At 48.3% G+C, this 13,862-nt stretch carries 13 protein-coding genes and 1 riboswitch; of the genes, 7 read left to right on the top strand and 6 right to left on the bottom strand.

Features of this window, described 5'->3' with window-relative positions:
* The first annotated feature begins 20 nt into the window (after window positions 1-20).
* From glpK to CRO03_RS07280, 3 genes are all read left to right on the top strand, one after another.
* Entirely contained in the window at window positions 21-1,523 is a 1,503-nt protein-coding gene (gene glpK, locus CRO03_RS07270) for a glycerol kinase GlpK (protein ID WP_097110976.1), read from the top strand.
* A gap of 37 nt (window positions 1,524-1,560) precedes the next feature.
* Window positions 1,561-2,196: a pyroglutamyl-peptidase I gene (gene pcp / locus CRO03_RS07275; RefSeq protein ID WP_097110977.1), complete on the top strand. Its 636-nt coding sequence runs from the start codon at window positions 1,561-1,563 to the stop codon at window positions 2,194-2,196.
* Window positions 2,197-2,282: 86 nt separating this feature from the next.
* Window positions 2,283-2,368: riboswitch (cyclic di-GMP riboswitch) on the top strand.
* A 113-nt stretch (window positions 2,369-2,481) separates the two neighbouring features.
* Window positions 2,482-2,853, top strand: coding sequence for a DUF3718 domain-containing protein (locus CRO03_RS07280; protein WP_097110978.1), 372 nt, complete (start codon window positions 2,482-2,484; stop codon window positions 2,851-2,853).
* A gap of 60 nt (window positions 2,854-2,913) precedes the next feature.
* On the opposite strand, the gene CRO03_RS07285 is transcribed toward CRO03_RS07280, so the two are convergent.
* From CRO03_RS07285 to CRO03_RS07295, 3 genes are all read right to left on the bottom strand, one after another.
* Window positions 2,914-4,464: a cation:proton antiporter domain-containing protein gene (locus CRO03_RS07285; protein ID WP_097110979.1), complete on the bottom strand. Its 1,551-nt coding sequence runs from the start codon at window positions 4,462-4,464 to the stop codon at window positions 2,914-2,916.
* Between the two features lie 61 nt (window positions 4,465-4,525).
* Window positions 4,526-5,083, bottom strand: a complete 558-nt coding sequence (locus CRO03_RS07290) for an MgtC/SapB family protein (protein WP_097110980.1) — start codon at window positions 5,081-5,083, stop codon at window positions 4,526-4,528.
* 30 nt (window positions 5,084-5,113) lie between these two features.
* A complete protein-coding gene (locus CRO03_RS07295; RefSeq protein ID WP_097110981.1) occupies window positions 5,114-5,353 on the bottom strand; it encodes a DUF1289 domain-containing protein in 240 nt (79 codons plus the stop codon).
* A gap of 141 nt (window positions 5,354-5,494) precedes the next feature.
* Between CRO03_RS07295 and CRO03_RS07300 the strand changes: the two genes are divergently transcribed.
* Window positions 5,495-8,668 carry an amidohydrolase family protein gene (locus tag CRO03_RS07300; RefSeq protein ID WP_097110982.1) on the top strand — a complete coding sequence of 1,058 codons (3,174 nt, stop codon included), beginning with the start codon at window positions 5,495-5,497 and terminating at the stop codon, window positions 8,666-8,668.
* A gap of 53 nt (window positions 8,669-8,721) precedes the next feature.
* On the opposite strand, the gene CRO03_RS07305 is transcribed toward CRO03_RS07300, so the two are convergent.
* Window positions 8,722-9,177 carry a SirB2 family protein gene (locus tag CRO03_RS07305; RefSeq protein WP_097110983.1) on the bottom strand — a complete coding sequence of 152 codons (456 nt, stop codon included), beginning with the start codon at window positions 9,175-9,177 and terminating at the stop codon, window positions 8,722-8,724.
* A gap of 246 nt (window positions 9,178-9,423) precedes the next feature.
* On the opposite strand from CRO03_RS07305, the gene CRO03_RS18385 reads away from it, so the two are divergent.
* Window positions 9,424-9,654, top strand: coding sequence for a hypothetical protein (locus tag CRO03_RS18385; protein WP_141397735.1), 231 nt, complete (start codon window positions 9,424-9,426; stop codon window positions 9,652-9,654).
* Window positions 9,655-9,943: 289 nt separating this feature from the next.
* Here CRO03_RS18385 and CRO03_RS18610 read toward each other — a convergent pair whose 3' ends face one another.
* Window positions 9,944-10,066 carry a hypothetical protein gene (locus tag CRO03_RS18610; RefSeq protein ID WP_281256378.1) on the bottom strand — a complete coding sequence of 41 codons (123 nt, stop codon included), beginning with the start codon at window positions 10,064-10,066 and terminating at the stop codon, window positions 9,944-9,946.
* Between the two features lie 95 nt (window positions 10,067-10,161).
* Window positions 10,162-10,797: an SOUL family heme-binding protein gene (locus CRO03_RS07310; RefSeq protein WP_097110984.1), complete on the bottom strand. Its 636-nt coding sequence runs from the start codon at window positions 10,795-10,797 to the stop codon at window positions 10,162-10,164.
* A 234-nt stretch (window positions 10,798-11,031) separates the two neighbouring features.
* On the opposite strand from CRO03_RS07310, the gene CRO03_RS07315 reads away from it, so the two are divergent.
* Window positions 11,032-12,186, top strand: coding sequence for a helix-turn-helix domain-containing protein (locus CRO03_RS07315; RefSeq protein ID WP_097110985.1), 1,155 nt, complete (start codon window positions 11,032-11,034; stop codon window positions 12,184-12,186).
* A gap of 121 nt (window positions 12,187-12,307) precedes the next feature.
* A complete protein-coding gene (locus tag CRO03_RS07320) occupies window positions 12,308-13,834 on the top strand; it encodes an amidohydrolase family protein (RefSeq protein WP_097110986.1) in 1,527 nt (508 codons plus the stop codon).
* Window positions 13,835-13,862: the final 28 nt, after the last annotated feature.

The raw sequence follows: 13,862 nt of genomic DNA on the forward strand, positions 1-13,862 counted from the left end.
ACCTACTTTGCAGTAATAGTATGACAAGCAGCAATAACTCTTGTTACATTCTGGCAATTGATCAGGGCACCACCTCCAGCCGCGCGGTTATTTATGATCGGCAGATGCAGCCAATAGCCAGTGCGCAGCATGAACTGACATTACATTATCCGCAGCCAGGTTGGGTCGAGCAGGATCCTGAGCAAATCTGGCAAAGCGTTTTAAACTGTATTGACCAGGCTGTTAGCCGCGCCGGCCTTAGCATTGCCAATATCGCCGCTATCGCCATCAGTAATCAGCGGGAAACCACTGTCCTGTGGGAAAAAGACTCCGGCAAAGTTATCGCCAATGCCATTGTCTGGCAAGACCGGCGTACAGCCGCGTTTTGCCGGCAATTACAACAACAGGGGGCGGAACAGACAATTAGCCAGAAAACCGGTTTACGAGCCGACCCGTATTTTTCAGCCAGTAAAATTGGCTGGCTTTTGGACAATGTGCCGGATGCCAGAACTAAGGCCAAAGCCGGTAAGCTGTGCTTTGGTACCGTAGACAGCTTTATTTTATCACGGTTAACCGGCGGTAAAGTGCATGCTACCGATGCCAGCAATGCCAGCCGCACCGCCTTGTACAATCTTAACAGCCTGGCCTGGGACCCGGAACTGCTGCAACTGTTTAATATTCCGGCAAACCTGTTACCAGAAGTAAAAGACAGTGCCGGCGTGTTTGGCACCAGCTCGGTGGACGTCCTGGGCGCAGCTATACCAATCATGGCGATACTGGGCGATCAACAAGCGGCATTGTTGGGCCAGGCCTGTATCAGCCCTGGCATGTTGAAAAGCACTTATGGCACCGGCTGCTTTGCGGTGGTGAATACCGGCGATCAGATCATTCGCAGTAATAACCAGCTGTTATCTACCCTGGCGTGGCAACTTAATGGTAAAGCCACTTATGCACTGGAAGGCAGTATTTTTATGGCCGGTGCAACAGTGCAATGGCTGCGCGATAAACTGGGCATTATAAGTCAGGCCAGTGAAACTGAAGCGTTAGCCAGCCAGAGCAGTTATCAGCAAACAGAATTGTTAGTCCCGGCCTTTACCGGACTCGGCGCCCCCTATTGGCAACCGGAGGCTAAAGCCGCATTGTTTGGCATGACCCGGGATACCGGCAAAGTGCAGTTAGCCACAGCAGCGCTGTGCGCCGTGGCTTACCAGAGTGCAGACTTACTTAACGCCATGCGCCAGGATGGTATTCAGGTCGCGCAATTAAGAGTTGATGGCGGCATGACCAACAACCAGTGGTTTTTACAGGCGCTGGCCGATTTATGTCAACAACCGGTGCAGCGCTGCAATACAACAGATGCGACGGTATTTGGCGTTGGATCTTTGGCTGCAGTCAGCCTGGGCTACTACCCGGATATTTCGGCAATAAGCGGGTTATGGCAAGCCGACCAGCAACATAAGCCAAAAATAAGCGGTGCTGAACAAACTAAATTGTATCAACACTGGCAAACAGCAGTTGCTGCTGTGCTGAAGCAGCAGCTATAGTAGTAGTGCCTAAACAAAAAGCGCAGAGGGAATGAAGATGGCAAAGGTATTAATTACCGGGTTTGAACCCTTTGCTGGCGACTCTGTAAATCCGTCCTGGCAGGTGGCCAGCGCGCTGGATAGTTGGCAGCTTGATGATGAGGTTGTGGTTACTGCAGTAAAACTACCCTGTGTCTTTAAACAAAGCCTGCTAAATCTGGAACAAGCTGTTAACCAGCTACAACCAGTAGTGGTGATTATGCTCGGTCAGGCAGCGGACTGCAGTCAACTCAGGCTTGAAAAAATCGCCAGTAATTTTATTGATGCCAGCATTGCCGATAATTCAGGTCAGCAACCGCGCAACTGCCTGACCGCGTCCCATGGGCCGGCCGCTTACTTTAGTAATTTACCACTTACCGCCATGTTACAAGCCTTGCATCAGCAGGATATTCCGGCCCAACTGTCGCTATCGGCCGGTAGTTACGTTTGTAATCACAGCTTTTATGGCCTGATGCACCTGATTAAAAACCAGTACGCTAGTATTAGGGGCGGATTTATTCATTTACCCTACCTGCCACAACAGGTACTGAACCGCCCCGGCAGCCCCAGTATGGAACTCACTACCCAGATAAAAGCCCTGAAAATTTGCATTGCAGTCAGTTTGCAACAGCAGGCAGACCAGCTAATTGCCTGATTTTTTCTCAGCTTACTGAGTTTTTAATGAAATTATTTTTTTAAATTTAACGCTTGCATAAATTTTAAGCATTCCTTATGATGCGCGGATTCGAAAGGCAAGTCATCTGAAAAGATGATCACGCAAAGCTTCAGGTCTAACGGGGAAACCCTATGATAGCTGGGCTGCCGTCGCAAATTGCGATGTTTTATTCTGTTTCGTCCAGAGTTAAACGCATGACCTTTCGTGTACCGCAACCCCGGTTGCTAACAATGATCGTGAACTGACTCAATTCGGAGCTTGAATATGAAAACCAAAATTATCGCTTTAGCCGCTGTTATCGCTGCCACCTCTTTTGTAAGCACTCCTGTTGCCGCCAACGATCAATTAGCGCTGTCTATTTGCTCTTATGTTGCCGCCGATAGCCGTAATAACCTGCGTAAAGTATTAAGCGACAACCGGATCCGCTTATCAACCGTTTATAGTGGTGTGGTGTGTGACGGTCTGCCATTAGTACGTCATGCCATTAAACACAACGCCAACGAAACTGCTGAGTTTATGATTAAGCAGTTACCAGGCAGTGTAGTTGCTGCTTCAGGCGATGCTGAGTGGGCGCAAAGCAATGGCTTTGCTGCATCACCGGTAATTAATGCCATTAAAGAGCGTAGCGCCAGCTAAGTCAGCTACTGCGTAACGTTGCAATAAAGGCGCCTTCGGGGCGCCTTTATTATTTCCAGCTCAGGCTTTTATGCCAAAACAGTGCTGTTTCACGTGCTCGGCAATACCAACCCCCGCCTCTGACATAGTTAAGTAGGTTTGGTCAGCGCCCGCGGCAATAATGTCGCGCGCTTCGTCATTGTGCATACTGTGCGAGACAATAAAGCCCTGAAAACCGGAGGCCCGTAACTTTTTCGCAGCAATCACCTTGGCTTCGACGTCGTTCATGCTCAGAATAACCGCCTCAACCTTGCCATAATCCAGCCCCTGCCAGAACACCTGATCTTCGGCATCGGCATAAAAAATATTAATGCCCTGGCGCTGATGATCACTGACTTTAGCCGGGTCGGAGTCCATCGCAATAATCTTGCGACTGGCTTTTAAATAATTATAAGCAGAGGTACCGGTGCGGCCCATCCCCATTATTAACACGTCAGCATCCCCCAGCGACACCGGTTGCTCATCCGGGTGATGAATATTGCGCTCGAATTTCAGCAGCCGGTTGCATAAACGTTCATACAGCGGGTGCGCCAGCCGGTTTAATGGCGCCGAGATCACAAAAGATATCGCTACCGTCAATGCCAGCGGGACCAGCCACTCGGGCAACACCACGCTGGCGACGATCAAGCCAAACTCACTGTAATTAGTAAGGCTGAGGCTGGCCAGAAACGCACTACGCGCCCGCAGTTTAAACAGTATCAGCAATAAGAAAAACAGCACCGCCTTCAGCGGCAGGATCAGGGTCATCACGCCGGCGAATAACCAGGCATTAGCATCTGGCAGGCCATCTATGCCAATTTGCAAAAAGAAACCGACCAGAAAAAACTCTTTAATACTCCACAACGATTTCGATAACTCGCCCGCCCGCGGGTGTTTTGCCAGCATAGCGCCAAATACCAGGGCGCCGAGCTCTGAACTTAGCCCGACTAACTCAAAGCCCTGACCACCCACTACCAGTGCCAGCAGTAAACCAAACAAGATCAATAAATCTTCGTGGCCGCTGGCATCCAAAAGTTTATAAAGTACCGGCCGTAATAATGGCAAGCCAAACACCAGTAACGCCCACGGGGACGGCACGGTGCCACTGGCGACACTCATTACCAGCAGCGCCAGTAAATCCTGCACAATCAGAATACCTATCGCCACCCGGCCATGAAATGCCCGCAGCTCACGTTTACTTTCCAGTACTTTGGCGGCCAGTACCGTACTTGAAAAGGCCAATGCGATGGCCAGCATCAGCGCCTGGTACCAGCTGACATCGAAAATAAACAACACCGCAGGCAAGGTCAGCAGGATGGATAACCCGAAATGGAGGGTACCACCGCCCAGCACTTCTGCCTTTGCCAGGCTGCGCACATTCAGCTTTAAGCCGACGGTAAACAACAGCAACAGCACACCTAAGTGCGCCACATGGTGAATAATCGAGGGCCCTTCTGCCGGCAGGCTCATGTCGCTGGCAGTAGCAGAAATAACAAAACCCGCCAGCAGGTAGCCAATTAATGGCGGTAAACCAATTAACCGCACCAGTAAACCCAGTGAAAATGCAAACCCTATCCAGACAGCTTCAAGCATTGGTTATCCCTAATTGCACTATCATCTTTGTCAGATAATAACTGAAAATAATTATTCGGTGTTAATGTGGATCATCAATATCAGCACGGTCTGCTCGCGGCAAATCATCTTTACGCCGGGCAAACAGACCACCGCCATTAGTGCGTTGCAGCCACTCGTTATAGGTACGATGGACACCACGACGTAACGCCGACGACGAGCTTTCCAGAACACCAATACCTACCAGGACGCTTACCACAAGAATCGATAACTTAATGGCGACTAAATCCTGACCGATGCCGATACAAACGCCTATTGAGGCCAACACCCAGATGGTGGCGGCAGAAGTAACTCCAAGTACCATGCCGTCGCGGCTTAACATTACCCCGGCGCCGAGAAAGCCCACGCCGGTAATCACCTGGCCAATAATCCGGGACGGATCCGTCATTTCAGAATTAACTGACATCGAGGCTGCGATAAAAACATAAGTACCCATCACTATCAGAATAGAGGTGCGGATCCCGGCAGGCTTACCCCGCAATTGCCGTTCCAGACCAATAATAAAACCGCAGGCCAGCGCTGTTAACAGCTCCTGCCAGCCTAGCGGATCTATTGCCACTATGCTTTGCCAATCCGCCATGCTGTTCCCCTGAATAAAAATGACCTATGTCTACCGCACCGCGGTTTTTGCTGCCTGCCACTCAGCCTGAGTAATCGCCGTTGTCGGCTCCTGCTCATCATTATATTGCTCTGCTTGTTTTTTTCTTTGAGCAACCTTTTGTAATATAGCGGAATTTTCAGCATCTGACCGCTTATTCCAGTTAACAATTTCAGTTATATGCCGGTAGCATCCGACACACAGCTTTTCGCTGTTTAAACGGCAACAGGCCACACAGGGTGATTCAGGCATAATTTTGTCGGCTCCTCCGGCACTTTGGTCGTATTGTCATTCACTCGCTCTTAACTTTACAGGCGCTTTGTGCCAATCTGGCTTACTTTTAACAGCGTTTAAAATGCTAACTATAACGAAAACCGCCACGGGAACCTACTAATGACCACATTTAAACCATGTTTGCTGGCACTGGCCATCGCCAGCCTTACCTTGCAGGCAGAAGATAAAAAGCCAGACTGGGATGTTAATGCGCCGCAAGGCCAGTTTGAAACTGTAGATATTAATGTGCAGCAAGGCAGCTGGATGAACATCACCGTTAGCCCGGATGGTAAAACCCTGGCCTTTGATTTACTGGGTGATATTTACACCATGCCAATTAGCGGCGGTAAAGCCACTGCCCTGACCAATGACATTGCCTGGAATATGCAACCGGTGTTCAGCCCCGATGGTAAAACCATTGCCTTTACCAGTGACCGCGATGGCGGCGACAATATCTGGCTGATGAATGCCGATGGCAGCGAGCCCCGCGCGGTAACCAACGAAACCTTCCGCTTACTGAACAGCCCGGCCTGGAGCCCGGATGGCCAGTTTATTGTTGCCCGCAAGCACTTTACCGCCAGCCGATCGTTAGGCGCCGGTGAAGTTTGGCAATATCACGTTAGTGGCGGTAATGGCGTAATGCTAACTGAGCGGCCAAATGACCAGAAAGACTTAGGCGAGCCGGCATTCTCCAATGATGGTAAGTACATTTATTTCTCGCAGGACGATACCCCGGGTAAAACCTTTCACTACAGCAAAGATTCCGAATCAGGCATTTACGTTATTAAGCGCTTTGAGCGTGAAACCGGTAAAATTGAAGAGCTGCTTGGCGGTGCCGGCGGTGCCATCCGCCCTACGCCCTCACCTGACGGCAAATACCTGGCCTATATCCGCCGGGTCGATTTTCAAAGCACCTTGTTTTTATATGATTTAAGCAGTGGCGAACATATTAAACTGTACGACGGCCTGGACCGTGACATGCAGGAAACCTGGGCTATTCATGGCGTATACCCCACCTTAAGCTGGACCCCGGATAATAAAGCGCTGTTATTCTGGGCCGGTGGTGGAATTAAACGGCTAAATATTGCCAGCAAGCAAGTGGCAACGGTGCCATTTGAAGTTAATACCAGTAAACAAATTCAAACCGCGCTGCGGGTTACTCAAGATCTGGATAAAACCGACGTTGATGTGAAAATGCTGCGCTTCGTTAAGGTTTCACCCAATGGCAAACAAGCGGTATTTACCGCACTGGGCCATTTGTACATTACCGATTTAGATGACCCGAAACCGCGCAGGCTAACCAAGCAAACTACCGATTTTGAGTTTTACCCCGAGTTTTCCCGCGACGGTAAAGAGTTAGTTTTTGTCAGCTGGAATGACCAAACTCAGGGCGCAGTAAACCTGTTAAACCTGCGAAACGGCCGGGTAACCAAACTGACCAGCGAACCGGGTAAGTATATTGAGCCAACCTTAAGCCCCGATGGTAAAACGGTGGTGTACCGGAAAATCGGCGCTGGCAGCATTCTGCCACGGCAATGGTCACTGAATACCGGCCTGTATAAAATCAGCAGCCGCGGTGGCGACAGCGAGCTACTGGCCCGCAATGGCCGGGCGCCGATGTTCGGCGCCAGCAATGATAAAGTGTACGCTATGGATTATGGCAGTTCGCCAAGTTTTATCAGCATCGATTTAAACAAACAAACCCAGCAAACCTTATATACCGCCAAGTTCGGGACCGAATTTAAACTGTCGCCTGATGGTAAATACCTGGCGTTTGCTGATCGCTTTAAAGTCTTTGTTACGCCCTTTATTGAACGGGGCCGGGCTATTGATATCAGTGGCAACGACAAACAGTTACCGGTAAAACAGTTATCTGTGCGCGCCGGCGAATATATCAGCTGGAGTGGTGACAGCCGCAACCTTTACTGGAGCTTAGGCCCCGAGCTGTATCATGCCAGCATTAATGGTTTGTTCGAGCACGGCGCTGAAAGTGATGACTTTAAAGTAGAAAATGGTATTAACCTCGGCTTTAAATTCCCGGCGGACATTCCACGCGGTGTGGTTGCCTTTGTCGGTGGCCAGGTGCTGAGTATGAAGGGCGATGAAGTCATTGCAAATGGCGTGGTAGTGGTTGAGAACAATAAAATTGTTGCCGTTGGCAACCGCGCTGATGTGGCCGTGCCCAGTAACGCCAAGGTGTATGATATTACCGGGAAAACCATTATGCCCGGCATATTCGATGCTCACTCCCATGGCAGCCAGGGCAACCAGCAAATTACCCCGCAACAAAACTGGCTGAATTATGCCGGTTTAACCTTTGGCGTAACCAGTATTCACGACCCGTCAAACGATACCCGTGAAATATTTTCGGCCAGTGAAATGCAGCAGTCCGGCCAAATTGTCGGGCCGCGGATTTTCTCTACCGGAACCATTTTATACGGGGCTGAGGGCGCAGGTTATACCTCGCATATCGACAGCCTGGACGACGCTAAATTCCACCTGGAACGCTTACAGAAAGTGGGCGCTTTCAGTGTGAAAAGCTATAACCAGCCGCGGCGTAATCAGCGCCAGCAGGTAATTCAGGCAGCACGTGAGCTGGACATGATGGTAGTACCGGAAGGTGGCTCGTTAATGCAGCATAACCTGACCATGATCGTCGACGGCCATACCACCATAGAACATGCCCTGCCTGCAGCAAAAGTGTATGACGACATTAAACAGTTATGGCAGGCCAGCGGCACCGCCTACACCCCTACCCTGAACGTCGCCTATGGCGGCATCTGGGGCGAAAACTACTGGTACGATAAAACCGAAGTGTGGAAACACCCACGCTTAAGCAAGTATGTGCCTATGGACGTATTAGCACCACGCAGTATGCGCCGGCCTACCGCACCGGATCATCATTACAATCACTTTGCCGTGGTTAAAACGGCCAAAGAGTTACAGGATGTCGGGGTGGTTGCGAATATTGGCCCGCACGGCCAGCGCGAAGGCCTAGGTGCCCACTGGGAGATCTGGATGTTCGCCCAGGGCGGCATGAGCCCGCTGGAAGCGTTAAAAACCGCGACCATCAACCCGGCTAAAACCTTTGGTATGGACCATCAGTTAGGTAGCATCGAACCCGGTAAACTGGCTGATTTAATCGTTATCGACGGTAACCCGTTACAAGACATCCGGGTTAGCGATAAGGTAATTTACACTATGGTCAACGGCAGGCTGTTTGATGCTGAGAGCATGAACGAAATTGGCACCCGCGAAAGACAACGTAAGCCATTTGAGTTTGAGCCAAAGTAACAACTGGCTTAATTCAATAATTAGCCCCGGCTCTGCCGGGGCTTTTTTTTAATTTAACTTACTACCACTAACATTGACTGACTCATTGACTGAAAAGTATCAATGTAAGCATTAACATCCTCGGCAGCGCCTTTTACTTTAAGACGGTGGGCATACGCCAGCCGGGCACTCATGACAAACCAGAACAGCGCGCTGATAAAACCGACAAAGCGCCAAACGGTTGTTTTTGCCCACTTCAGTGCCAGGGTAATAGACAGCACATAAAGCACAAAACCAGCCAGTTTTGACGAGGCCCAGCCATTAACGAACGGATACAACTGCAGCGGATTCACCATCACTAAATAAATAGCGGTAACAATAAACAAGGTATATAAAATATGCGGGCCAATTTTCAGCAGTTTGTTGTTTACCTTATCAGAGCCCTTCAGCGTTAAGGCAAAGTTGATTAGAAAAAACACCAACGTCAGCGCAATTATGGTCAGATGGGTATGTTTTATTATCATGTACATAGCGGATTTCCCTGAAATTATATTTTTCGCCCGCCAATATAACGCTTTATCTGTGGTTTGACGATGTTAACGCGATAAACGCTGTTCGGCGACAAAAATTATCACAACAATAAAATGCTTGATTTACATTCGGGTACAAGAATAGACTCGGGTAGCTTTAAGAAAATTAGAAGCTGTTCTGGCTGCAACTTGCGGGTGCAGATCTTTTGAATAAGTTGTTATGTGTTTTCTGGAGGTGTCAGTTTAATGTCCAACGTATTAAATGTAGTTAAGTCTCGCAATGCTATGTCGGAATTTACAATGTTGATTGTTTTGGCATTTTGTTTAATTGCTTTGTCATTTTTTGCAATCGGCTTTGTCTATGCTCACGCGCCAGAAATCACCATTTTGATCAAGCTTCTGGCAACCATGGGTACTGTAAATATTGCTATGGTTTTCTATATAATTAAAAAATTCAATGCTTTATCAAATGTATAACGGGGCGCTATTGTCGCCGTTAGCGCGGCTGGAACGGTTTGCGCTGCGCTTCAGTCGCCCCCAAGCCTTGCGCTAGCTGTTGATGGTATTGGCAGGACAAATAAGGAACAAACATGGAAACGTTAATTGATATAGCGCTAAAGGTTGGTTTAATTATTTTTGTTGTGTTTGTTGCTGCCGTAATCATGCACAAAAACAATAGCAATAAAAAGTAGTTAATTTCGGGAAAAAAGGGCAATTTCGCCGGCAAAATTCAGCTTTGTCGGCGAAGTACTGTAAAGTGGTTTTGCTAGTTCTGATGACCTAGTATATTTTTCTCGCTTTTCTTGGACGTTTTGGCCGCTTTCTTTTCTTTAGCGGTTAATAGTGGTTTCTTCTTCACGTCTTTTTTACTGTCCTGGCCTTTGCTCATTTTAATCACCTGTGTTTTACGTATGGGCCCGCGGCGCCTTACGTTTAGCAGTATGGCCCTTATTACCCAAAGCGCAATAGCCGCCTCTCAGGTTATTACTTTATTTCAATAAGCACTTCGTTACGGCGCAGCATCGGTAAGGTTAGCGGGCCGTTGTAGCCTGCTTCTACCGGCTCACTAATTGCGGTGTAGTCGTTTTCGTTAATCCAGTCCGTTAAGGTTTTAGTGTGTTTAGCAACATTCCGCTTGCTCAGGGTACCGCTGAATTTAATAGCGGCAACTTTATAATTGTTAAGCTCAGTGACCTTCACCTCAGGGTTAGTCGGTTTAGGTGTGGTTTGCAGGGTAAAGTCTTTTGGCATCACAAATGACATCATCGCTTCGCCAGCCCTGTTATCCATAAATACCGGTGCTGTCATGGCAATTTCAGTACCCTTGTTATTGTCCGTCGTTTTAGCGTTATCCATAAACACCGGTGCTGTCATCGATATTTCAGTGGCGCCTTCGTTCTCACCACCGATATAGCGAAACAGTTTGCGAAAAGCGCTATTGCGGCCCTCGCCCGCCATACTGGTGGATACCAGCACCATGGCGTCATAATTGCGCACTTCAATATTTTTTTCAGCATCTGTTTTTAGCAAGGTGTAGGGAGCAGTTTCCACGTTACTTTGGCCAAATACCGAGCAACCGGCTAACAATACTGACGCAATAACAGAGAGTAAAAATTTCACGGTATATCCTTAACTTGATCGATGATACGGCATATACGAAGAACCGGGCAAAAAGTAGCATTTCTCCGTCACTTTTCATTGCGGCGCCTGCCAGCCCTGCTCTACCTTGGCAGCACAACGCGAAACCTGGCTGGGAGGGCTCACTTATTGCTGCTGGCAACCGATAGTTCGACATTAGCACGCTGAAAAGATAGACTTTCGCCCTGTTATATTTCTGACGTAATACAAATAAGCATGTCGCAAACTCAGACTTTAATATTGGCCATTGGCGCATTTCAGGGCTTGCTGCTATTCACACTTTTAGTGAGTGATAAGCGGGTTAACTACGCCAGTAAATTACTGGGTTTACAATGCCTGTTGATAGCGACCAGCTTTGTACTGCCGCTCATTGTTGCCGCCGGAGAAAGCCAATTTGCCTGGCTGATTGGTTTGCTGGTATTTTTACCCGCCTGTTATGGCGCACTTACTTACTTGTATTGTCGAACCGCAATCACCGGCTCGGCACTTAAACCCAGCGATATGCTGCACCTGTTGCCACTGGCACTATGCTATCTGCTTAATTATGACCTGCTATTCTCTGCCGAAAAAGCGCTAAACTTTGTCACAATGGCTGAAACCACCCTGTTAAAACATAACCTGACAAAAGCTGTTTTTTACGGTCAGGCCTTAGTTTATGCGACGTTATTAATTAGCATGGTCAGTCGGTACCAGGCTAAAGCTAAACAAACATTAGCGTCTTATAACCCCGATATTTTCAGGTGGCTATGGAGCCTGACTACTTTCATGGTGACGATATGGGGTTTAAAGGTGCTGTTTTACTTTATTAGCCCGGCTCCAATGTTAAATATTATGGCCGATTGCCTGCTGGTGATCATGATTTATGCTATTGCCATTATGCAATGGCGCAACCCTGGCCTGTTTCATATTCAGCAACTTGCAACACAACTTACGACCTCACATACAACGCAAAAAGCGCAACCAGACACAACAAAACACAAACCATCAGCCGATGGCTTATTAGACCACGATACACGCTCAGACATTTTTCGAATGGTACAAAACCAGGTCAGGCAACAGGCTTTGTATCGGGATAGTCAACTTACTCTGGTCGCCCTTGCACAGCAAGTTGGGGTCAGTGTCCATCATTTGTCAGAGACATTAAATCAATTCGGTGGCCAGAATTTTAATCAATTTATTAACGAATATCGGGTGGCAGAGGTGTGTGCGCAACTCGACCACAACAGCGACCGCAAATTGCTTGATCTGGCGCTGGATGCGGGTTTTGCGTCAAAAAGCAGTTTCAATGCTATCTTTAAAAGGCACACCGGGCAAAGCCCAAGCCAGTATCGAAGCCAATCACCTGACACTGCTGATTCAGCTAAGTTTTGAGTCAGTTATAAATGCGTCCAGCTTTAAAAATACCAAACTGGACGTCTAATCTTATAAATCCGGACGCCCCGCCCCGCTTACCTGTTTAAATTAGGCCATCGATAACAGATGGAACCTAACTATGTTAAAAACACTTTCGAAATGGCTTATTGGCCTGTTAGCTTGTGCAGCAATTCTTATCACCGCCTATCTGCTGTGGTTTAAACACGGCGTCAATTTTATTTATGGCGCTCACACCGAAGTGGTCGATCATACCGTTTTTGCTGCACCGGTTGAGCTGACAACAATTACCGATGTCAACGTCCTGTCGCCAGACGGGCAAACAATGCTTACTGGCCGGACAATAGTCATCAATGACGGTAAGATTATTTCAATTACTGTCGGCGGCACTACACCTGCCAATGCCACGGTTATTAATGGCCATGGCAAATACCTTATTCCAGGCCTGGTAGATTCACACGCCCATCTTCTGCAGAGCCCTAATGATCTGTTGCTTTACGTCGCCAACGGCGTCACCCATATTCGTGACTTGGGTGGCCCGGCTGATCGTTTGCAATTGCGCGAGGAGATTGAGCAAGGTCGCACAGGCCCCCGGCTATTTGTTTCATCACCGGCAATTGATTCAATGGGCCTGTTAGAGGGCGCTTTCTGGGAATTTATTACCTTCCATAAAAACACCCACGATGTAGAACATGCCAAAAGGATGGTTAAAAAGTTTGCAAAGCAAGGTTACGATGCCATTAAAATCTATCACCTTGATATGCCAAGCTACCGCGCTGTTAACGAACTGGCTGTCGAACTGGATATGCCAACGACAGGCCATTTTCCGTTGACATTTGAGTTGTCGGAACTTGCCGTAACGCAGCAATCAGAAATTGGCCATCTTGAGGAAATTGTCCGGGTGCTGATCCGGGAGTTTGGCTCTATCAATGACAAAAGCAGCGATGCCTTCTATGCCCATGTAGCATTGCGCAGCGATGACATTATTGACGATCTGTTGGCGAATGACATTACCGTCAACTCTGTACTGTGGTTTATGGAAAGTATCCATGATCAATTCAGCAATCTTGAGCAGGCGTTAACTGAAGTCGCTATTGAATACGCCAACCCTGGTATTGTTGAAGGTACCAAAGACTCTGAAGAATTTAAAGTCGGCTGGTTACCCGGTTACAACCAATTCGAGGCTACCAGTGCTCCCTCAGAAGAAATATATAACAAGAATGATATTTTCTGGCAAGCCCGCGAGAAAGCACATCATATTCTGTTAAAAGCAATGGTCAGGCGTGGCGTTAACATAGTCGCCGGTACAGATGCTGGCGCGAACTTAGTTGTGCCAGGCTTTTCAATACATGATGAACTAACATCCCTTAATTTGGCTGGTATGAGCCCAGCCCAAACACTCGCTACTGCCACTAAGAACCCTGCTGAGTTGATGAAGAGCAATGCCGGTATTATTGCAGTGGGTCGACGTGCCGATCTGGTTCTGCTCAGCAAGAACCCACTGAGCGATATCAACAACACCCGGACAATCGACACCGTGATCGTTAATGGCCGGGTATTTGGGCGCAAGCAGCTTGATGCTATGCTGGAAGCCGTTAAGGACGCCAACGCGAATAGTAGGAAGATCAGTATCGACAAGTATCTGTAGTCGATATTACAAGCTCAGCGCGCCGCAA

This window comes from Arsukibacterium tuosuense (genome assembly GCF_900215315.1).
GTDB lineage: Bacteria > Pseudomonadota > Gammaproteobacteria > Enterobacterales > Alteromonadaceae > Alishewanella > Alishewanella tuosuense.

Bases quoted from the DNA above. Each gene is read 5' to 3' on its own strand.
- glpK (WP_097110976.1), top strand. From the start codon at position 21: ATGACAAGCAGCAATAACTCTTGTTACATTCTGGCAATTGATCAGGGC.
- pcp (WP_097110977.1), top strand. From the start codon at position 1,561: ATGGCAAAGGTATTAATTACCGGGTTTGAACCCTTTGCTGGCGACTCT.
- CRO03_RS07280 (WP_097110978.1), top strand. From the start codon at position 2,482: ATGAAAACCAAAATTATCGCTTTAGCCGCTGTTATCGCTGCCACCTCT.
- CRO03_RS07285 (WP_097110979.1), bottom strand. From the start codon at position 4,464: ATGCTTGAAGCTGTCTGGATAGGGTTTGCATTTTCACTGGGTTTACTG.
- CRO03_RS07290 (WP_097110980.1), bottom strand. From the start codon at position 5,083: ATGGCGGATTGGCAAAGCATAGTGGCAATAGATCCGCTAGGCTGGCAG.
- CRO03_RS07295 (WP_097110981.1), bottom strand. From the start codon at position 5,353: ATGCCTGAATCACCCTGTGTGGCCTGTTGCCGTTTAAACAGCGAAAAG.
- CRO03_RS07300 (WP_097110982.1), top strand. From the start codon at position 5,495: ATGACCACATTTAAACCATGTTTGCTGGCACTGGCCATCGCCAGCCTT.
- CRO03_RS07305 (WP_097110983.1), bottom strand. From the start codon at position 9,177: ATGTACATGATAATAAAACATACCCATCTGACCATAATTGCGCTGACG.
- CRO03_RS18385 (WP_141397735.1), top strand. From the start codon at position 9,424: ATGTCCAACGTATTAAATGTAGTTAAGTCTCGCAATGCTATGTCGGAA.
- CRO03_RS18610 (WP_281256378.1), bottom strand. From the start codon at position 10,066: ATGAGCAAAGGCCAGGACAGTAAAAAAGACGTGAAGAAGAAACCACTA.
- CRO03_RS07315 (WP_097110985.1), top strand. From the start codon at position 11,032: ATGTCGCAAACTCAGACTTTAATATTGGCCATTGGCGCATTTCAGGGC.
- CRO03_RS07320 (WP_097110986.1), top strand. From the start codon at position 12,308: ATGTTAAAAACACTTTCGAAATGGCTTATTGGCCTGTTAGCTTGTGCA.